14 protein-coding genes are annotated in these 20,311 nt (G+C 44.7%); 5 read left to right on the forward strand and 9 right to left on the reverse strand.

The genetic code is table 11. The features are described from left to right. Positions 1 to 624 precede the first annotated feature (624 nt). The gene (gene uxaC / locus JJU34_RS17980; RefSeq protein ID WP_228693802.1) at positions 625 to 2,058 is read left to right on the forward strand and encodes a glucuronate isomerase; all 1,434 of its coding nucleotides are present in this window, start codon (positions 625 to 627) and stop codon (positions 2,056 to 2,058) included. A gap of 88 nt (positions 2,059 to 2,146) precedes the next feature. Here the strand turns inward: uxaC and JJU34_RS17985 are convergent, their stop codons facing one another. Beyond that, positions 2,147 to 3,628, reverse strand: a complete 1,482-nt coding sequence (locus tag JJU34_RS17985) for a putative collagen-binding domain-containing protein (protein ID WP_228693803.1) — start codon at positions 3,626 to 3,628, stop codon at positions 2,147 to 2,149. A gap of 94 nt (positions 3,629 to 3,722) precedes the next feature. Next, positions 3,723 to 5,090 (reverse strand): nucleoside hydrolase-like domain-containing protein, encoded by a 1,368-nt coding sequence (locus JJU34_RS17990; RefSeq protein ID WP_228693804.1) that lies wholly within the window; start codon positions 5,088 to 5,090, stop codon positions 3,723 to 3,725. Positions 5,091 to 5,289: 199 nt separating this feature from the next. On the opposite strand from JJU34_RS17990, the gene JJU34_RS17995 reads away from it, so the two are divergent. Then, the gene (locus JJU34_RS17995; protein WP_228693805.1) at positions 5,290 to 5,520 is read left to right on the forward strand and encodes a hypothetical protein; all 231 of its coding nucleotides are present in this window, start codon (positions 5,290 to 5,292) and stop codon (positions 5,518 to 5,520) included. Positions 5,521 to 5,625: 105 nt separating this feature from the next. Further along, positions 5,626 to 6,993 carry a Gfo/Idh/MocA family oxidoreductase gene (locus tag JJU34_RS18000; RefSeq protein ID WP_228693806.1) on the forward strand — a complete coding sequence of 456 codons (1,368 nt, stop codon included), beginning with the start codon at positions 5,626 to 5,628 and terminating at the stop codon, positions 6,991 to 6,993. A 1-nt stretch (position 6,994) separates the two neighbouring features. Here JJU34_RS18000 and JJU34_RS18005 read toward each other — a convergent pair whose 3' ends face one another. The 3 genes from JJU34_RS18005 to JJU34_RS18015 form a co-directional block, all read right to left on the reverse strand. After that, positions 6,995 to 8,248 carry a dipeptidase gene (locus JJU34_RS18005; RefSeq protein ID WP_228693807.1) on the reverse strand — a complete coding sequence of 418 codons (1,254 nt, stop codon included), beginning with the start codon at positions 8,246 to 8,248 and terminating at the stop codon, positions 6,995 to 6,997. A gap of 553 nt (positions 8,249 to 8,801) precedes the next feature. Beyond that, a complete protein-coding gene (locus tag JJU34_RS18010) occupies positions 8,802 to 8,990 on the reverse strand; it encodes a hypothetical protein (RefSeq protein WP_228693808.1) in 189 nt (62 codons plus the stop codon). Then, on the reverse strand, positions 8,980 to 9,555 hold the full coding sequence (locus JJU34_RS18015) for a zeta toxin family protein (RefSeq protein ID WP_228693809.1): 576 nt from the start codon (positions 9,553 to 9,555) through the stop codon (positions 8,980 to 8,982). The genes JJU34_RS18010 and JJU34_RS18015 overlap by 11 nt, the downstream gene beginning before the upstream one ends. 524 nt (positions 9,556 to 10,079) lie before the next feature. Here JJU34_RS18015 and JJU34_RS18020 point away from each other — a divergent pair. Beyond that, positions 10,080 to 10,580, forward strand: a complete 501-nt coding sequence (locus JJU34_RS18020) for a hypothetical protein (RefSeq protein ID WP_228693810.1) — start codon at positions 10,080 to 10,082, stop codon at positions 10,578 to 10,580. Positions 10,581 to 10,596: 16 nt separating this feature from the next. On the opposite strand, the gene JJU34_RS18025 is transcribed toward JJU34_RS18020, so the two are convergent. Beyond that, complete coding sequence (locus tag JJU34_RS18025; protein ID WP_228693811.1) at positions 10,597 to 13,749, reverse strand: AsmA-like C-terminal region-containing protein; 3,153 nt, start codon at positions 13,747 to 13,749, stop codon at positions 10,597 to 10,599. A gap of 372 nt (positions 13,750 to 14,121) precedes the next feature. Between JJU34_RS18025 and JJU34_RS18030 the strand changes: the two genes are divergently transcribed. Then, a complete protein-coding gene (locus JJU34_RS18030; protein WP_228693812.1) occupies positions 14,122 to 16,962 on the forward strand; it encodes a TonB-dependent receptor in 2,841 nt (946 codons plus the stop codon). Here JJU34_RS18030 and JJU34_RS18035 read toward each other — a convergent pair. From JJU34_RS18035 to JJU34_RS18045, 3 genes are read right to left on the reverse strand one after another with little or no spacing between them, the layout of a single operon-like run. Beyond that, on the reverse strand, positions 16,947 to 17,420 hold the full coding sequence (locus tag JJU34_RS18035; RefSeq protein ID WP_228693813.1) for a hypothetical protein: 474 nt from the start codon (positions 17,418 to 17,420) through the stop codon (positions 16,947 to 16,949). The genes JJU34_RS18030 and JJU34_RS18035 overlap by 16 nt on opposite strands. A gap of 27 nt (positions 17,421 to 17,447) precedes the next feature. Further along, positions 17,448 to 18,275: a DUF2490 domain-containing protein gene (locus JJU34_RS18040; RefSeq protein ID WP_228693814.1), complete on the reverse strand. Its 828-nt coding sequence runs from the start codon at positions 18,273 to 18,275 to the stop codon at positions 17,448 to 17,450. A gap of 14 nt (positions 18,276 to 18,289) precedes the next feature. Beyond that, complete coding sequence (locus JJU34_RS18045; RefSeq protein ID WP_228693815.1) at positions 18,290 to 20,251, reverse strand: hypothetical protein; 1,962 nt, start codon at positions 20,249 to 20,251, stop codon at positions 18,290 to 18,292. Positions 20,252 to 20,311 lie beyond the last annotated feature (60 nt).

Genomic DNA, 20,311 nt, shown 5'->3' on the forward strand with positions numbered 1-20,311 from the left:
GCTTTTTTTTCCATGATTAATAGAGTTTAAAGATTGTACATGAAATAAAAATAAGCTATTTATCTAAAAATAAGAACGTTAATAGATGAAAAGTCAAAAACTACCGACGTAGGAGGTTTTGTTCAACTTATTTATTGGCGCTACTCAGTTGCGCCTATGTGTCCGAATTTGGTTGCATTGGCGCTACTCGGTTGCGCCTATCTTTCCTCGTTTAGCTACCTAGCCGCAAGTCGGTTGCCTCTGGCCCACTTCCCGGCCCACTTTAACACAAGCAACACCCAACTTACTAGCCAATGTACTCCGGTCATAGCGTATAGGCCATACCTCATCGCTAAAGATAAGGCTTTCGTTCATTGAAAAAAATACCCTGATAGGGGTATTTTTGGCTACGATTGTGGAAAAAGGTGACTGGTTTCCTCAGAAATATCGTCTCTCCTGTTACATCATGAGAATTTGAACCAAAATTACCCGCCTACTCGCAAACCTTTGAGTGACTTACGCAATAAATGCCTAGAATTACGGAACCAGGCCTTTTTTTTGGGAAAAATTACGTAATTTGTGCAATCGATTGTTTAGTCCCCCTGGCCTACCAATGCACGGGTTATTGTCTCACAAAGCAAACACATGGAACATCTACTGAAGCCAAAGACCGGCACCTTTCTATCCGAGGATTTTCTACTTCAATCGGATTTTGCAAAAAAACTCTACCACGGGCATGCAGCCAAGATGCCTATCATCGACTATCACTGCCACCTTTCTCCCCACGATATCGCGCATAACCGGCAATTTACCAACCTAACAGAGGTATGGCTCGCAGGAGACCATTACAAATGGCGGGCCATGCGTACCTTGGGCGTACCGGAAAAATTCATTACAGGGGAATCCACCGATCAGGAGAAGTTCCAAAAATGGGCAGACACGGTGCCTTATACCATGAGAAACCCCCTCTACCACTGGACCCACCTGGAGCTTCAGCGGTATTTCGGCGTGGATAAACTGCTGACTGCCGAAACCGGACCGGAAATCTACGAGTCGGCATCCTACCAGTTGCAGGAGGAGGACTTCCGAGTCAGGGGACTGCTCCACAAGATGAACGTCGAAGTGGTCTGCACCACAGATGACCCCACCGACAGCTTGGAATACCACCAACTAGCCAAAAAAGAGGGACTCGCTCTGAAACTGCTTCCCGCATTCCGGCCCGATAAAGCCTATGCGGTAGAAAACCCTACGGATTACCATGCCTATCTGCTAAAACTGGAAGCCGTAACAGGCATCAGCATCCGAACCTTTGAAGACCTATTGACCGCGCTGGAAAACCGCGTGGCGTATTTTCACGAAAACGGCGGCCGCCTGTCCGACCATGGGCTGGAGCAACTGTATTTCTTTCCACACGGAAAATACCCTATAGAAAAGCTTTTTGCCTCGGTTTTGGCCGGAAACACCCTGTCTATCGAAGAAATCGCCTACTTTAAGTTCGAAGCACTGACCGCACTGGCAAAGATGTACCACGCAAAGGGATGGACCCAACAGTATCACCTGGGAGCCCTGCGAAACACCAACGAACGCATGCTACGGGTACTCGGACCCGACACCGGGTTTGACTCCATCGGCGATTTTACCCAAGCGACAGCCTTGGCCAAGTTCATGAACAACCTCGACAACAGCGATCAGCTCGCCAAAACCATCTTATATAACCTGAATCCCGCCGATAACGAAGTGATGGCCACCATGGTGGGCAACTTCAACGACGGATCCGTAAAGGGAAAAGTGCAATTCGGCTCCGGATGGTGGTACCTGGACCAAAAGGACGGCATGGAAAAGCAAATCAACGCTCTTTCTCATATGGGAATATTGAGCTGCTTTGTGGGTATGCTGACAGACTCCCGCAGCTTTCTTTCCTTCCCAAGACACGAATACTTCCGAAGGATTCTCTGCAACCTCATCGGCAAAGACGTGGCCAACGGGGAACTTCCAGCGGACGAAGCATGGCTGGGACAGATGGTAGAAGACATCTGCTATCGAAATGCGAGGGATTATTTTGGGTTTTACGAACTGTAACTAGAACCGGTAGTTCCATAATAATAAAGCACCATCAGCCTGTACTTACACCAATGGTAGGGAAGACTTGATGGTGCTTTGGCTTTGTTTATTCGCTAATCACCAGATACCAACCACTATCGTCCGGTGTAGTCACATCCCTAAAATCCCCTCCTTCTACCGCATACTCCTCTCCCCATTCACCCGTAGCTACGGAAACCCACGCTGCGGAGAATCGCTCGGAGTACGCACTTAAATCCAGTTTTACCGATCCTCCTTTTGGAAAATAAAGAATATAACCTTCTCCTTGTTTGGCAGCCAAATACGCTTCATTTTCCTCCCTATCTGAAAGCAGCTCCATAGCGGGTTCCACGTCCCAGAATCTGACCCTTTCTTCTACTTTTCTGGTGGCTTCAATGATTCCGATTGCCTTGTCGTTCAAGCCATTTCCATGGGGAGGACGATGATGCCGCACTGAGGCACTTCCTCCTAGTAAATTCCTACCGAACCTTTCTACCCCATCCTCATTCGAACCGGACCCAAAACCATAATTACCTCCCCCGTATATCTTCGTATGGTTTACCGGTCGGGGAGCATACTGATTGCGCTTTTGCATAATTACTTGAAGGGTATCCCAGTGGGCCTGTCCAAAGTTTCGGCTATTGATCTGCGAAATATCCAAAAAGGTATAGTATTCCGGTTTTGCGATCATGTCCAGGCACTTTTCGCATTCATTCACTTTATAGAAAGAGTCGTACATATCAGTGATAGCTATCTCCTTACCCTTTTCGTGCGCTTTGGCACGAATAAAATCGATCCAGTAATTCCCCCATTCCACCGGCGTACTGGTTTCATTGTTCATGCAATAAAGCACATTGCCGAAGTCCAAGGTGTAGGACAACATTTTGTCAACAAATTTTTCCTGGTATTTTCTTACCAGATCCAGTTTAGGGTCATAGTTTGCCATACCCGGAACTGTATGAAAGAATGGCTGAAGGTCGGAAGCTGGGTGAGATGGGTATTCTTCTACCAATCCCGTTTCTTCCAGCGTGTAGGTAATCGTATTTACCGGATTGAAGGGGTTCACATCCCAGGCCCCATCGATACCCATACTTCTGGAAAAATCAAACCGATCCCACACCTCGATCTGCACGATGATATCCCGTTCATGGCAAAGTTTCAAAAGCGACTCAAACCTCGTCCAGTACTCGTCTCCCCACCGGTCTAAATCATAAAGACCGTCTACTTGCTGATAGAATGGCCAGACATTTCCGGAGTCTCTGGAACTCATCGTATTGCGAATGTAGTTACCCCCCACCTGTCGAAGCAGGTCCAAATGTTCCTCCAACCCATTCATTTGAAACAAGTTATCGTCGTCCGTTGCCCCCAAAAGAAGAACTGGTTTACGTTGATACTCCCAATAATGGGGGTTTTCGGCATAAGGTTTCAGCCAAGCGTCGGAGTTTTCAGCATGCTCCCGGTTCTCAGCTGTATCACAGGAGTATATCATACCATTCAAAAAGAGTGCGATAGCGGCAGGTACCAGGCCCGAAAAGCTGAGCAATTCAAAACGACATTGAGGTATTTTCATCGTGTTATTGGGTTAATATGAAGGAAACTAAAATCGCTTATCGCAAAAGGTAATCTTGCTAAACCATCAAATTCATCGCCTGCCAGCGGTATGTCTATTGAACCGCCTTGCCGGCCTCGGCGGTGAAAATAATGCGTCGATAACTCGTAAGGGATGGCCGGCCGCTATCAGTAACTTCGAGTATCAGATGCAGCTGTTCTCCTACGGGCATATCCGGAAATTCAAAGCGTACCTTCCTGCTATTTTCTACAAATTGGAATTGGACAGGCTCCGAGGGTTTGTAGATTTCCTCATAGACAAACCAACGGAAACTCAGCGCATCCCCATCCGGATCCTTGCTGGCCGAAGCATCCAATGCAATGAGTTCACCCGGCCTTGCGTGTAGAAAAACGGGCAACGTTCCATCCTGCCCATTGACCACCACCTGCGGAGAGTGGTTGCTGTTTTCCACAGACTCCGTAGCCCATTTGACCCTTGCCATGAAGTCCCGCTGAAATGCCGGCCGCCACCTGGCCACCGTGTGCCGCTCATTGAGTTTTCCATCCATAAAATCCGGGACATCGATGTAAAGCTGCTGATTTAAACGCCGGTACCTGCCTCCCCAGCCTCCCCATTCCGGGTTTTCAGGAACATTCAGCCCGTTGGCTAACAATCCCATAAATGAGGGACTATCTCCTTCTTTCATGCCGTTGGTACCGTGCCCATGAAGCTGGTAGCGATCGCTAAGCGGCCCATTCCCATGGATGTTTCCCCTCACCCAATCTCCGTCCTGCATACTGGTATCTCCCGTCATGTACATGCCCCGAAAGGCAGACAACTCCCGGACTCCGGCACTGCCCTGCCAGGCAAACCCATTGGCAATAAAAGGTAGCTGCTTGAAATTTTGGAGGATCCACGCCCTGTGTCCGTCCTGATCGCCAATAGCGTGTACGAGGATCTTTTGGCAAAAAGCCTCAACTTCTGCCTCGCTCCTGCTGTTCTTCACCTTCCATAGAGCTTGAGCAAGCTCCCTGAGGCCTCCCCAAACAGGTATATGCACGACTGCTGTCGACTCGTCAACCACGTGGATTAAAAAATCCGAAGCCTCCGAATCAAAGCCCTCCCCCACCTGCTGATGGTTACCCCGTCCATCTTTGATGATGGATTCCAAGTAGTCCGGTGATGGAAATTCGCTGGAATGCAGCTGCAAATTTGGGTAGACCTCCCGGTAGGCCTGCACATGGGCACGGAGGAGTTCAGGTTTGGTATCCTGCCCATGCCCCAAGCGGCTAGTAGCGCAGAGCGCCTTGATGTCCAAGTGATCTGCATAGTACAGAAATCGGGTCAAGCTTTGCTCGTCATCGGTATCCCCGCCTATATCCGTCAGCAGAAAAACCTGGGGCTTGGATTGTCCGAACACCAATCCCAAGCCCAATATAAAAACGAACGAAACATTCCACAAAAACCGTAGTGCCATTTTCATAAAGTTGATTTTAACTCCGTATTTTATCACTTCAAATGCCCATTAAATGATCCAAGCTGCTAATTATAACAGCTTTCGGCTTTGGGGACATACAAACACCCTCTCGCCTGTTATCCATTTACACGAAAGACAGAAGACCAAAATAGCGCTTAAACAGCCTCCTGTATTTTAGTCGCTGATACTTGATTTTGGGGGAATAATGTATAAATTTAAACCAATTAAACCCAAACAATTCGCAGGAAAATCCGGACGCCATATCCGCATCACCAATTTTCACGAAGAGGAGTGGTCCATCATCGAAAGCCTTTCCCCTGAGATTGCTATTGCCGATATTCTGAAGGAGTACGGCCTAAAGAGCTATGACCAACACCGGCAGGATTCGGAATCTGCCCAGATCAAAGCCCGATCTGGATTTTCGGTGGGCTTTTAAACGTCCGCAAATTTTATTTTCTCTGTTTTTATCGGTAATATTGATTGGATTAAGAAAGTCGTAGTTGTACTTTTCATTCTATAAACCCACAAAAAGAAGAAACCGATGACCCCTCCTCCGACTGACCGTCGCCACTTTATCAAAGGTTCCACCGCCTTGCTTGCCCTTACCAGCTTGGGTACCAATGCTTTTCCGTCTACTTCAACCGCAAAAACCTACCGAGTGGCCCTAATAGGTGCCGGTTGGTATGGTAAAAGTGACCTGTTTCGACTGATACAGGTGGCCTCGGTAGATGTGGTGGCGCTATGCGACCCCGACGCCAATATGCTCAAAGATGCAGCAGAACTGGTCAGTAAAAGGCAGGCATCGAGAAAGATTCCGAAAACCTATTCCGACTACCGAAAGATGCTGGCCGAAAATAAGGTGGACATCGTGGTGATTGGCAGTCCGGACCATTGGCATGCACTCCAAGCGATAGACTCCCTGAAAGCGGGTGCCCATGTGTATGTCCAAAAACCAATCAGCGTGGATGTATTGGAGGGTGAAGCGATGGTAGCCGCTGCCCGCAAATACAACAAAGTGGTTCAAGTGGGTACCCAGCGAAAAAGCACCCCGCATCTGATAGAGGCAAAAAAGAAGTTTGTGGATTCGGGTATGCTCGGCAAAATATCCCATGTAGATATGTGCTGCTACTACCATATGCGGGCAAACGGCAACCCCGATGTGGAACCTGTTCCTGACTTTTTTGACTATGAGATGTGGACCGGTCCCGCCCCATTATTGCCCTATACCGGTCTGCCCCATAAGCGGTGGTGGCGTACCATGATGGAATACGGCAACGGAATCACCGGCGACATGTGTGTGCATATGTTTGACACCGTGCGCTGGATGCTGGACCTTGGCTGGCCCAAACGAATAAATGCCAGCGGAGGGATTTACGTGCAAAAAGGCGGCAGATCCACCATTGCGGATACCCAAACCGCTACATTCGAATACGACGAACTGAACTGTGTGTGGCAGCATCGATCCTGGGGAACCCCAGCCGATCCGGAGTACCCTTGGGCCTTTGTCCTCTATGGAGATAAAGGAACACTAAAGGGAAGCACCATGCGCTACGATTTTATCCCCCATGGACAGGGAGAGGCTGTGCGTGGGGATGTGGTATACGAGCGGGAGAAATACCCCGAAGACCTCACCGAGGCCGATATTGAATTGAACGCCGCCCCTGCTACGCGCCTGCATATGCTGAATTTTCTCAAGGCCATTGAGGAAGGTGGCCGTCCGGTGGCGGATATCGAAGAAGGGCACATTTCCACCGCAAGTTGTATCTTGGCCAATCTATCCATGGAGCTCGGACGTCCTTTGGTTTACGATCCGGAGAAGAGGATCGTGGTTGGAGACGCCGAAGCCACCCAACTACTGAAAAGACCCTACCGGGACGCATGGAAGCACCCGTATGGGGAAATGGGATAATTCATTCACCATCCTGTGTAGGAACTTTGGCAATTCGAGGGTTTGTGGATATTTTCAATTCTTTTGATCTCTGCTCTACGGCTTCAAACACCCGAAGGAAATTTTGTTGTGTTACTTTCTTCAACTCACTTTCCGTCCATCCTCGGTGGGCGAGCTCCGATAGAATATGTGGAAATGTACTCGCATCTTCCACTCCCTCAATCAGATAGGTCATCCCATCAAAATCACTTCCGATGCCTATATGGTCTACACCAATGAGGTTTTTGACGTAGTCGAAGTGATCGGCAAAGTCTTTGACCGTAACCACCGGTAGTGGATTGGCGTTCTCCCATGCCATCCACTCTTCATCCGCCCGTTCGATTTCTTCATCCGTCATTTGGTCGGGATCCGGGTACCTCTCGTCAAAAACCTTCCTGACGCTATCCATCTCTACAAAAAAGTAATCATAAGCTTCCTGCGTAGTGAAATAATTGACAGGGGTCAACATAATCACACCTCCATTTTCCTTTAGCTTCAAAAGTACCTCGTCAGAGACATTCCGCCGGGTATCGGTAAGTGCCCTCGCGTTGGCGTGGCTGAAAATAACGGGTGCCTTCGTTATCTCCAAGGCATCCAACATGCCCTTTTCGGTGATATGTGAAAGATCTAGCATAATACCCAGGCGGTTCATTTCGAGCACCATCTCTTTGCCGTATGCGCTCAGCCCATCATGGACTGGCTCATCGTAGGCACCATCCGCTATGTTGTTGGTATCGTACGCCAGAATCACCGAACGCAGCCCTAGGTGATATAAGGTTCGTAGCATTCCCAGGTCATCCACCAACTGATACGTATGCTCCATAGATGGAATGATACCTATCCTACCCTCTTTCATCGCCTGCCTCACTTCCTTGGAAGAAGTTGTCAACTGAAAATCATCGGGATACTTCTCCGCTATTCTATAGATCAAATCCCAACCCTGGAGGTACTCGTTCATCTGTCGCCCCCTTCCAAAGATATTGGTAAGTAAAGCCCCTACTCCGCCTTTTCGCAACCGAGGCAGGTCTATATGACCCGAAGTGGCCGTGTCCAAAGGATAGGCATCCAATTCCCGCGGGCATTCCCCGCACCATATGTAGTGGATCAGCAGATCGTTATGTCCATCTATCAGAGGTGCCTCTTGTAGGACACGGTGTACCATCTTCTCTGTACTAAGCTCGGACTTACAGCTCCAAAGGGAAATCAGCAGGAGTCCAAAGAATATATGTTCTTTCAAATGTTGAATTTTTTTCTTGTTCCGAATTCAAACCGCTTTGCGAACGCAAATTGTATAATTGGAAGAATTGCTGCATACCTTCCAACCCGATAGCTAAAATACGGATTTTTTTGAATAGATGATTTTCAAAACCAACTTGGCAAGTAGCAATTCAAAAGACACTACCTTGATGCAACGCTGGATTACGACTTGTTCCAAAAACGTTAAAACAATTATTCTTAAGCTCATTTACGACTATCAGGCCAATACCGGAAGTAGCACCTGTAACCAATAAGGTCTGCGTCATAAACAGGCCCTTTTTTTAGACTATTGGGCATTTCGGCAGGTGATTTCAAACTACCTTCACGCTACCCCATACCACTACTTAAAGCGCGAACCTATCGTTTGCCTTCGAGTGATTTAGCTTTTTGGGGAGGAACCAGCGACCTTCAGACACGTATAGGGTATCGGCTGATAAAAAGGTAGAAACCCTTCACAAGATAATTAATTTTTTTACCATTATACTGATTTTCAGCGCAAGCAAAATACTCAACAGGTGTTTCGAAGAGTAATTCTACGCATCACGCTTATACAATGTTGTGGGTAGCATTTCATTTGGGTCAACAGCGACAATTTTTCCGTTCCTTACCACGATCATCGGACTTTTCTTTTGCTTTTTGTATTCGATCAGCCTTCTGTATGCCTCTTCGAGGCCTTTGACTATTTTATCCCGTTCTTCTTTCAGTTGTTCTTTAGTTCCCATAGTAATTCCTTTTTAAATCTTCCCATTGTTCAACATTATTAATTGTTTCTTCCTTCAATGCTCCTTCAGCTATTATCTCATAAGTATCTCCTGAATTGTTTACAAACAGCCAGTTGTCCACCTTGGCAAGATATAGATTGAAAAAATTCTTAAGACCACTTCTATACCTCCTCCTTATCACCTCTTCCGGTATATGATGACCTCCTTCTTTTACTCTTGTTTCCACTCTTGAAATAGCCAATTCTTCCGAATTTAGCCAGAAAAACAAGCAAGTTACTTGGTAATCCATTTCTTTTGCCCTATCGATAAATTGGACATAGCTTCTAGTTGAAAGAGTAGTTTCAAAGGCAAAACTTTCTCCTGATTCTAACAATCTTTTAATTCTTTTCAACATCAATCTGCCTGCTTCTATTCCTGCTTTTTCTGGCCGAAAAGGAGAAATTCCTCTAGCGATTTCATCAGCATTTACAAACTCCTTACAGTCAAGTATTTCTGGTAGAATTGTGTAAGAAGCAGTTGTTTTTCCTGCTCCGTTGCATCCAGCTATTACGTATAGTATTTTCATTTCATGCTAATATACGATTTTCTATCATTGATGGTGGACTCTGGATATTACCCACAACTTCCCCATTGGTCTGGTCTCCCCAGACCCTTCTTACGGATTTTGTTAAATTGGTCTGGTTTGGTTTTCTTCTATCTCGTCGCCGACCTCCAGATAAACCCTATCCCCTTCATGTACCTCGATAGAGGGCGAAGAATCTGCTGCCAACAGCCTTTTATAAAAATAGGACTTAATTCCAACGCAAAAAATACCCTGATCGGGGTAATTTTCGGGATCGGAGATCTAAGACAAAAGACGCAAGACTCAAGATGCAGCGGTTAGACGTTAGATGTGAGACATGAGACTCGCAAAATTCACGAACCTACATCGTCTACAAAACCGAAAAAAATGAAACGAACCTAACTTCCTAAACGTAACCCCATATATCGCCGAAGGCATATATCCACTTATATCGCGAAGCATATATCATTTTAGTATCACCGAAGGCGTATTTCGGAGATGTAAGACATAAGACCCAAGAAATAAGGATGGAGTTAAGAAAAGGATTGGTTACAAAAATGTTGGTAATTGGTTGGGCTGTTTGCTCTTGGTCCTGTGCATCAGACGATGACTACAGACCAATACATATTTACGGCACATGGCAACACCTATCCCAAGACGTTTCCGAAGAGCTCCTATCAACCCAAATCATTCACTTTAATACCGATCATACGTACCGCATCGTGTGGTATTTCCACAAACCTGAAAGCGACGAAATAGTGGGCTATGCGGCCGCGGTATCAGGCAAATTTACCGTATTGGGTGGAGAACTGTACCTGCTGGACGGCACGTATTATGCTGCCCGAGGAAATAGATATGTCCCATTTGACCAATTACAGCCGGCTGAAGACGGTATTTACCGGTTTAAGTATACCCTCCGAATGGCAGACGGCGGGAATGAACTGACCCTCATTTCCAATCCATGCAACTTGGAACTGGGGTTTGGATGCTACGTACATGAGCAGACATTTCAACGACGGACCCGATAGGGAGCCAATCCTCCGCTTACTGCCCCCTATCACGCCCCAGTGTCACCCGGAAATTTTCCGGGTCTCCCGAAATATTCAAATTGACAAACCTTACCCGCCGGTTCTGATCGCGAAACACGATCGCATCCTCTTGATCTGGATCCACTTCTTCCCTCCCTTTGCCCCCAAACAGCGACCTAAAACCCACTTGGGTAACGAGCCCCAAGGGGATTCGGATAAAGTAATCCATATTGAGGTCCAGACTCTGTCTACCAGACATTTCGATAAAGCCAAGGCTCGAGTTGATGTTCATTTTGGGTATGTGAAGTACCCCATTTCTCAAGTCAAAGGTATTCTGTAGGGTATCAAACCGGACTATGTTGAGGTTTCTGTCTCTGAAATAGGACCCCATCGCTTGCAAGGGGGTAAAATTCACCAAGCTGCCATTATATACGACCAAATCCATTTTTGCCTCGCTTTTGTTTACGATAGGTGTTAGATCTGGGTGCACCAAAAACGTACTGACAATGGTGCCACTCACCTTACCGTGCAGGTTTTCATTGATCATTACATCTTGGCCAAAGTTATCAAACTTTACCATCATCTTGTCCAGGTCCAGCTTATCCGCCACCATCGTGGAATGAAAATAGATATTCGAAGAATCGGAACCGTTGAAATACCCATTCATGGCCAAACTCCCATCGGCCAGTCGGACTGACAGCGTGTCTACGTACAGATAATGATCGGGGGTGGTTCTGAGCCTTGCCCTGAAATCCTCGAACCAATAGGTATGGTAATTTACCCGTTCGATATCTGCCATGAACGTCATGTGGCTAAAGGGCAACTCAAAAATATTAAAGGTATCTGCGTGGGAAACCGGCTCTGTCGAATAGGGGTCGTAATTCAACAGGGCATCTAAATCCAATGCTTTAGCTCTAAATGCCAAATGATTTTCCCGTACCTTTAGGGTAGTGTCCTTTCCGGAAAAGTAAGCAAGATCCAAATCAAAATCACTTTGTCCCATCTTACCGCCGAACCTCTCTACCAATACATTCCCCTTTTCGAAATGGATCCGCCCTGAAAAAGCCTCTAGCTTTAGCGGGTGAACATTCAGCTTTCCATCCAGCCGCTCTATCACCAAATCCGCCGACTTAAAAGCCGTATCGTAGTTCAGATCTAAAGCACCTCGGAGATTGAATTCCCGCAAAACTTCGTCACGATAATCGTCTGGCAAGTAGTTCTCACCGTTATAGCTCAGCAGATCCCGGACCACCAGGGATTCCGACTGCATGTTAAAGTCGAACCTTGATTTTCCCGTCTTCACATCCTTGAACCATTTGTCGTAATTGGTCAAAATCCCTGAAAACCGAAAATCACTCGTGTCAATGTATCCCCTAAAATTTTCCACTACCAGCCGGTCTGAGTCAATTTCAATCAGCACATCGAAATCATGGAAGGAATGGGGATAATCCTTTAACTTGCCATAAAGGTCCTCCACCTTAAATTTCCCCTTGGGTAGGTAGTTGAAATTTACCAGTTCACTTCCTTGAGTATCCAGTGAAAAAGACACGGAAAAATCCGAAAGCTCCTCATCCGTTGAGTCTGCAAGGGTTGGGTTGAATGCCAGCAATTCCGAGAAGATTACCTTGTTGGACTTGGCCTGTATACTCGCCGTGACAGGAGCATCCCAGCCATGAAAAACGGCCGGAAAGTCACTCAACTGACCGGAAAATTCAAAATCTGATCCACCCACTTTGAACCGCAAAAACTCTAGCTTGATTTGTCCATTTTCCATGACGGCGTGACCGTTTGCATTGGAGACAGGGTGTGGGAAACCAGGAACTTCGAAACTAAGGTTTCGCAGGGTCAGCTCACTGTCCAAGCCTTCTTTCAATCTGGCCAGTTGATCAGAAGGCATCTCCAAATCAATCAATTCGTCAAAGTCCATATCGAGCAGCACATTTCCCCGAATTCTTCGGAGGCCCTCGATTTCAAAAAACTGGCCCAAAAACTCCAAGTCTAGATCCGCGTGCAAGTTTACCTTGATAAAGGGGTCCTCAAAATTCCGAATCACCAACTGACCCTGAAATTCACCCTCCTCCGGTTTGGCCGAAAACTGCTGAAGGCGAAGCTCCGAGGTCTTAAGATTACGATCCTTACCGTTGGTGTAAAAACCGGAAAACCGAAGGTCATCCACTCGCTTCTCGGCTAGGGTATTGACAAAGTAGGCATTCTCACATCCAAACTCCACAGCAATAGAAGGCATGGATCCATTGCCCGCCTTGCCTCTTATCGTACCCAAAAAATAGATTTCACCCCGATTTTGATAACGCTTTAATGTCTCAGCCACCTCCTCCGGTGCGAAAGCAGCAAAAATGGAAAAGTCCGGCTTCTCGCCGTATATCTTGATGTCTGTATCAAAATCATCGTTTAGGTTTACCGTTCCCTCTACGGTGAATAGGGCATCCTGTATACCAAGGCTGGAAGGGGATATCTGCACCAGGTTCTGGGCAGACCGGTAATCCAGTTCCCAGTCCAGCGTAATGGATTTATTGGCAAAAAAGGTGGGCTTTCCATCTTTGACTATGTTCAACACCATATCGGTCAGCACATCCACAAATACGCCTTCTTCACTAAGGCGGATGAGGGACTTCAGTTTGCCTATCTCCGAGATTAGTTGCTGCCCCATGGTCTCATCCAGGTAGGAAAGCGAAAACCCGTCGAAGCGAAGCTCTTTTAATTCAAAGGCGAGCGCTTCTTCGGTTGACTCCTTCTCTCCATCCATATTTTTGGCCCTCATGAGATTGATCGAGCCATCCCCGTATTTGATCAGGTCTAGGCTTCCCTTAGCCACTTTGATCGAATGGACCTGGAAATTGCCTTTGATAACCTCGATGATGTCAAAACCCAGGTAGACATCTTCGGCCTGATAAATAGGATTCGTATCCATTGCTTTCGTCTCAAAAAACCGGACGCCTTTTAGGTCAATGGAAATGTAGGGAAACTGCGCAAAAAGTGCCACATAGGAATCTTCGATCAAAAGCTGCCCGCCAAACTGTTCGTTGATGGACCCCAAAGCCATTTGGGTAAGCGCCCGTTGGTTTTTATAAATTCCTATAACCGCAGCGGCACCAATCAGCAGCGGTATGCTGATTATACCCGCAATGAGTAGCGCTCTTTTTTTTCGCATATGTATGGGAATAGACTTGGGTTATTTAACAGGTAAACTAACGGGGTATTGCCAGGTAAGGTTCCTGCACACATGGATCTCACGATACTTCTTTTGAAAAAGTAAATTGGACTGGAAATCTGATGGATTCTCTCTTCGTTTTTAGGCATTAGTCCAAATTTAAATAACATAGTCTAAAACCAAAAAGACGAAGGCCTAGTTGTTCCTTTTCAAGAAAAATCACTAAATTTACCGTACATTTAAACGCTTTCTACCTATAATTATTGAAACATATCAACTTTGGTTTAATTAATTTTTTTGCAAAGAACCCACATATGAAGCCTGTTAAAATAGTTTTTTCTTTGCATCAAAAATCAATTCACTAGTAAGGCAATGATACGATCTTCAGGTTGTTTAGTAATAATAATTTTTAGCCTTGTTTTCCAAGAAGCAACCGCTCAAGTTAAGGAGATCTACGGAAAGGTTTATGAATCCGAGACGGGCGAAGCCTTAGTGGGGGCGAATGTGTACATCAAGGGTGCTACTGGCGGGGTACTTTCAGGCGAAGATGGGTGGTTTTCGCTCAAATTCAATAGATCCCTACCATTTACACTGGTAATATCTGGACTTGGATTTAAGAAGCAGGAGATTGTAGTGGATGCAAATACGGACAACATTATTGTTGAACTTTCTCCAAGCATATTAGCTGTAAATGAAGTGGTTTTTACCGCTTCAAGATTAGAAGAATCCATTATGCGATCACCGGTTGCAATAGAGAAGCTAACAATTCGGGACTTACGGGAATCACCGGCGGCGACACTATTCGATGCAATGGAGTACGTCAAAGGAGTACAGATGACCACTGTCAGTTTCGGGTTTAAGGTCCCAAACACGAGAGGATTCAACAATACCACCAATCCCCGCTTTTTATCGATGGTTGATGGTTCGGACACTCAGGCTCCTGGATTAGGCGTCTCGATAGCAAATAGTCTTGGGCCAAGTGAATTGGATATTGAAAGTATTGAAATTGTCCCAGGAGCAACCTCCGCCTTGTACGGCATGAATGCGCTTAACGGGACATTTAATATGGTAACCAAGAACCCGTTTGTGTACGAGGGAATTAGCTTTTACCAAAGGACTGGTGTAAACCACATTGACGGCATCGACTTTGCCCCTCAAGTAGCTACTGAGTATGCCTTCAGAATAGCAAAAGCGCTAAACGACAAATTTGCTTTTAAGATAAACGCAGGAGACTTTCGAGGTACGGATTGGGTAGTACAGGATTACCGGGATCTAAGACCCGCGGTGAATTTATCTACAGGTTTGGTGGGGGCAGAAAATCCAGCACTTGACCCACTTAACTCCTATGGGAACGAAAGCCAAAACAGAAGAATGCTTGATTTAGCAGACGGCAGGCGATATGAAGTTAGACGAACCGGTTACTTTGAGAGAGATTTGGTAAACAAAGCATATGGCGTAAGAAACACTAAGTTGGACGCTGCGCTCCATTACAAGGTTAACCCCGATGCTGAATTGTCTTACACCTACCGTTTCGGCTCTACTGATGCCATATACCAACGAGGAAATCGTATCAGACTCGATGACTACCGCGTCCAGCAACATAAAATAGCATTCAAGTCAGAAAACCTGATTATGCAGGGATACTATCTCTCAGAAAATACGAGAGACAGTTACAATTTGAGACCCTTGGCTGAAAATATGGACAAATCGTTTAAAAGCGATAACATTTGGTTCAATGAGTATTCTAGTGTTTTCAATGAGTCATTTCAGCAGGGTTTGCCTTCTGCAATGGCCCATTCAATGGCCCGGAAAACCGCAGATTCAGGTAGACTTCTTCCTGGCACTTCTGAATTTGATTCGAAATTAAATGAGTTGATCCGTATAAATAATTGGGATGAAGGCGCACAGTTGATATTGGAGCACCAACTTTTCCATTTTGAATGGCAATATAACTTACGGGATCGCATCGAAGCCGTTGATATTTTAATTGGATCGGACTATCGAGATTACATTATTCACCCAGAGGGAAACAGTTTTATCAATCCTTATACCCGCGGTGATGAGACGTTAAATTACGGAAAAATCGGAGCATTTGTGCAACTGAGCAAAACGCTGAACCAAGATCGGCTTAAGTTGATGGCTTCAGGGCGCGTGGACAAAGCACAATTCTTCCCCATTCGCTTCAACCCACGGTTTGCCGCCGTATATTCTATTGATGACCACCAACACATCCGGGCATCGATCCAAAACGGATTTCGATTCCCAACAATTTTTGAAGGATTCAGTGCGGTAAATAATGGAGGAATTATCCGTTACGGAGGTACAGAATTAATGACTGGAAATCAACGGCTGTTTGAAAACTCCTATTTACGCAGTTCCGTAGAACGCTTCCAAGATGCGATCGTTACAGACATTAATCAAGGATTGAGCAAGGAGAACGCCATACTTCAAAATGGCCACCTGCTGATGGAGAACAACTACACCTATTTAATTCCGGAGGAAATCAAAGCATTGGATATCGGTTATCGGGCCTCCCTCTTCTATAACAAACTGTTTTTTGATTTCGATTTTTACTACAACATGTACGATAACTTTATTGACCAAATTGAAATAGCGGTTCCGAACAGGGGTGAAATCCGATCGGCATCCGGAGAACCTAACCCTGATATATGGTCACAAATGGAGGATCTCAACTCCCACACCAAATACAGGATGTGGACAAATTCAAAAAGCAGGTATCACAACTTTGGCTACTCTACCCAATTCTCCCTTAATTTAGCTAAAAAGATGGTTTTGTCCGGCAATTACACCTATGCAACACTTCATAAGATAGACAGGCGTGATTTAGAGGGCTTAGAAACAGCTTTTAATACTCCAGAACACACGGTAAACTTCAGCTTGACGGATCGGGAACTTTCTAAAAAACTTGGATATTCCGTCGCTTGGCGATGGCAGAGTACATTTATCTGGAATTCCCCATTAGCCACCGGCCAGGTACCCTCATTCAATACCCTTGACCTACAGTTGAGCTACAAACTCCCAAAATTAAATGCCATAGTAAAGGCCGGCGCCACAAACGTGTTAAACGAAAGATACACGCAATACGTAGGAGGACCTGAGATCGGCGGGTTTTATTACTTTTCAATTACTGCAGAAGGAATTTGGGACAAATTACATCTTGGTTCCCGCCAATCCAATCAATTGATGAAGTAACTTAATCCTACCCTGACAATTACCTCGCCATTATTTTGAGGCTGAAATTTTACTTCACCATTGATTCCGAGTTCATCCAAGAATTTATAAATCATACCGGCACCCAAGTTTACAGAATTGATATTTGTTACGGCTGGTTCTAGCGAAAACTCAAATCTGCGGCGGAAAAGCCCATATCCCAGCAAAGAATAAAACTCAAACTTCTCTTCTGTAAAATAATACCGAAAATCAAGGTGCACATTCGTCGCCTTTCCGGTAGCTGGCAATAAAAAGGTTAAGCTGGGAGTGAATGAAATGTGCTCTAGGGGAAATGCTTCTCCTGTAAAGTTGATTCCAAATAGTCCCGCTTGCACATTTATCTCATTGCCGGACTGTAATCTATATTGACCTTTGTATTGCCCAAACCCTTCTGTTTCAACAGACCAAAAAAGGATCACCAATAGTATTATTCTTTTCATAAGATTCGAGTTCAATGCAAATTTGACCTAAATTGATGGTAAACTCCTAATTATCGGAGTCCTTTTTGATCTAAAATCAAGGGTGTACATGACATTTAACCGTATAATATGCCGGTTCCTATAAATCCCAGGGTTATTAGTCGGCCCGTAGGTCCACATATGCCCTCCAAAAAACATAAAATTATTATAGGTATACCCAATGGCAGTGTATACCCTATTTTCCTCCAGGATATCGCGCTGAAATTTTCCTGTCTCAAAAAAGATTTCATTTGAAGGTGCCAGAAAGAAAGTCTTATTTTCCATTTTTGGCTTATTCAACGGGATATAGGCCGTAATTTTATACCTATATCTATCAGTATAAATGTAATCAGCACCAACCAAATTATCCCGCTTAAATCGGTGCTCAAACCTGAATTGGTGTAGAATTTTGATACCCGACATGGATTGTGTTAGTAACCATTGATGCCATAGTCGGGGCTCTAATGTAGAATTAAGGAAGCTAGGATCATCTGGATCAGGTGTAAAATTCCAAACCAATGTAGGGCCTACCGTAACTTCAAATTGATCATTGAATAGGTACACAAAACCGAAGCGATTATAAATCTGGCTCATCCTGCCTACGAAATCCGACCTATTTTCTACACTATTTCTCCTTCTATAGTGATTTTCCTGATACCAAAATACTCGATCAGACAGCCTTAATTTCAAATACAACCCGTTCCAAGATTCTGTCGTGGGTGCTAGACCTCTTCTAACAGGCGGTTCTTCCTGTTGAATTTGGCCAAAAACACTGACTGAAGCGTGAATCAGAACGAAAAGAAGCAAAGTTCTCGTATTCGAGTTTACTTTCAACATAACAAGGTACAATTTTATAAATTAAGAGCTGATTCTATCCGACTAGCCGAGCTCCTTCTGCCCAACCTGCGCTCCAATGTCCGAGTATCTTGGGTTCTAAGTTCATGTAACCGATCTTGCAGTTTTACAATCGAATTTATATGATTCTTTATCTCTGTATAGTCCTCTTCTAAAATGAAGTTATTCAGATATTCCTTAAACAAAGTCATTCCTGCATCAAAAAGTCGTTCCTTTGCCCTCACATCATATCGACTGTAGGTAAATGGGTTAAAGGTTTCCTCCAGATATATCTTATCTAATTCTTCCATTCTTTCAAATAGAGTAGAAATATTTGGGAAACGCTTTTCAAGTTCATCTAACATATCAAGCACGACCATCCCTTTTTCTTCCTTTAACTCAAATTCCGATATTTCAGCATATTCAGACGTTAATTTATCAAACCCACTCTCCAAGAAATTACTAACAAGTGCTTGTAGCAATTGACGTTCCTCCGCCCTTTGGGGAATGTAGCTCTGAAACAACGAATCTATTTCTCCCTTTCTTTGAACAATTCTTGATTCCAAAACCCTCAATCGAGAGTTGACCTCAATCTCAAATAACTCCTTTTTCACATAGCTACCCATGTCCGAAACGGACTCCAATTTGTCAGATAGATAAAGAAAAAAATTAGAAAAAAAAGATTCCGACGTATCACGGGAAAACTCGGTCGGAATGAGTTTGCTCAAAGTATCTCCATTGAATAGATATGGCAACTCTTCGTCTAAAACTAATCTTTCCCACACATCGCGTTCTAGGTTGTCTAAATCCATATACCTAATCTCTCCACTTCTTACCAAATCTACTAAGTCAGAAACAAGATACAATCGTTGCGCCTCATAGGTAAAATATGCGTAGGAAAAAGCCAATGAATCATTTCTATTTTGATTCAATCTCAATGAATTCATTTCGGAATACATTGAAATACTATCTCTTAAGCTCTCATAAAGAATTGGAATGTTCTCAATGTGGTATACATCTTCTGTAGACAACTCAAATTCGAATCGTCTTGTTTGAAGCGGACTCCTTTGTATAGTACCGTCGGAGTCTACTGACTCATCGAACGCAAGCAAATCTCGAACAAATCGCTTGATAAAACCATTTCCGGCTGCTTGCGCCCCAATCTCTTCCGCATCCCAAACAAATCCGTCGTTGAAATCTATTCCAAAGGAATTGCTTGACACCGTAAATCCTAAATCCTTGCCATTTGTAAGTTTGTTTAGTTTTTCAATCGTCGAATAAAAAATAACCTCATTAATTTTCTCGTCGGTTTCCAGATCTCTGCGTACTAACCCCAATAAAAATCCATCTTCATAAGTTCTAACCTCAGAAACAATCGTTGAATCCTCCAGATAAACCATTGACCATTCGCCCTGAAGACGCCCAGCTGGGCTTACTTCCCCTCTAATAAACTGAGTTCGCCCTCCTTCAAACCGACGGAAGTAAACGTTCCCCACCATAACTCCCCGGTCAAATTTAATCCCCTCAGATTTTGCGCGTTCTACTATTTCTCCGTCACTGAAGGCCGACTCGGTAAATTCCCAAGCACCATGTGGCAGGGAACCTGCATAGTTCCCCTTTATTTCTACATCCTCACTTTCCAGACTACTTTTTACCTCGTAGTCTATCACATCCAATAAATTGACCCGATGCCTTTCTAGATCAAAAAGCCACCTGCCATCTCGCTTATTGTCCTTAAAGTTGCCAGTTACCTTAAACTTGGTCAACTGTGTTTGGTCAAGGGAATCAATCTCCTTTGCGTCAAATCTGAAAAATCCATCGTAAATGATGTTTCCGTCAATGCCCTCCCTGTATTCGTAAATGGCATCACCAAAAAAACTGTTAAACTCAATTTTACCCTCAAACACCGTAGTTACTTGAGCTTTAATTGAATCAACTTGAAAATATAAAATTGCAAGAAAAAGTATAAATCTAACCATATTTCACAAATCATCAATACCACTTAAACGACCAGCTTCCGCAGGAATAAGAAACAATTC

It is taken from the genome of Lunatimonas sp., from assembly GCF_020832325.1.
Lineage (GTDB): Bacteria > Bacteroidota > Bacteroidia > Cytophagales > Cyclobacteriaceae > Lunatimonas.

Coding starts and splice junctions, on each gene's coding strand:
- uxaC (WP_228693802.1), top strand. CDS start 625: ATGGAACATCTACTGAAGCCAAAGACCGGCACCTTTCTATCCGAGGAT.
- JJU34_RS17985 (WP_228693803.1), bottom strand. CDS start 3,628: ATGAAAATACCTCAATGTCGTTTTGAATTGCTCAGCTTTTCGGGCCTG.
- JJU34_RS17990 (WP_228693804.1), bottom strand. CDS start 5,090: ATGAAAATGGCACTACGGTTTTTGTGGAATGTTTCGTTCGTTTTTATA.
- JJU34_RS17995 (WP_228693805.1), top strand. CDS start 5,290: ATGTATAAATTTAAACCAATTAAACCCAAACAATTCGCAGGAAAATCC.
- JJU34_RS18000 (WP_228693806.1), top strand. CDS start 5,626: ATGACCCCTCCTCCGACTGACCGTCGCCACTTTATCAAAGGTTCCACC.
- JJU34_RS18010 (WP_228693808.1), bottom strand. CDS start 8,990: ATGGGAACTAAAGAACAACTGAAAGAAGAACGGGATAAAATAGTCAAA.
- JJU34_RS18015 (WP_228693809.1), bottom strand. CDS start 9,555: ATGAAAATACTATACGTAATAGCTGGATGCAACGGAGCAGGAAAAACA.
- JJU34_RS18020 (WP_228693810.1), top strand. CDS start 10,080: ATGGAGTTAAGAAAAGGATTGGTTACAAAAATGTTGGTAATTGGTTGG.
- JJU34_RS18025 (WP_228693811.1), bottom strand. CDS start 13,749: ATGCGAAAAAAAAGAGCGCTACTCATTGCGGGTATAATCAGCATACCG.
- JJU34_RS18030 (WP_228693812.1), top strand. CDS start 14,122: ATGATACGATCTTCAGGTTGTTTAGTAATAATAATTTTTAGCCTTGTT.
- JJU34_RS18035 (WP_228693813.1), bottom strand. CDS start 17,420: ATGAAAAGAATAATACTATTGGTGATCCTTTTTTGGTCTGTTGAAACA.
- JJU34_RS18040 (WP_228693814.1), bottom strand. CDS start 18,275: ATGTTGAAAGTAAACTCGAATACGAGAACTTTGCTTCTTTTCGTTCTG.
- JJU34_RS18045 (WP_228693815.1), bottom strand. CDS start 20,251: ATGGTTAGATTTATACTTTTTCTTGCAATTTTATATTTTCAAGTTGAT.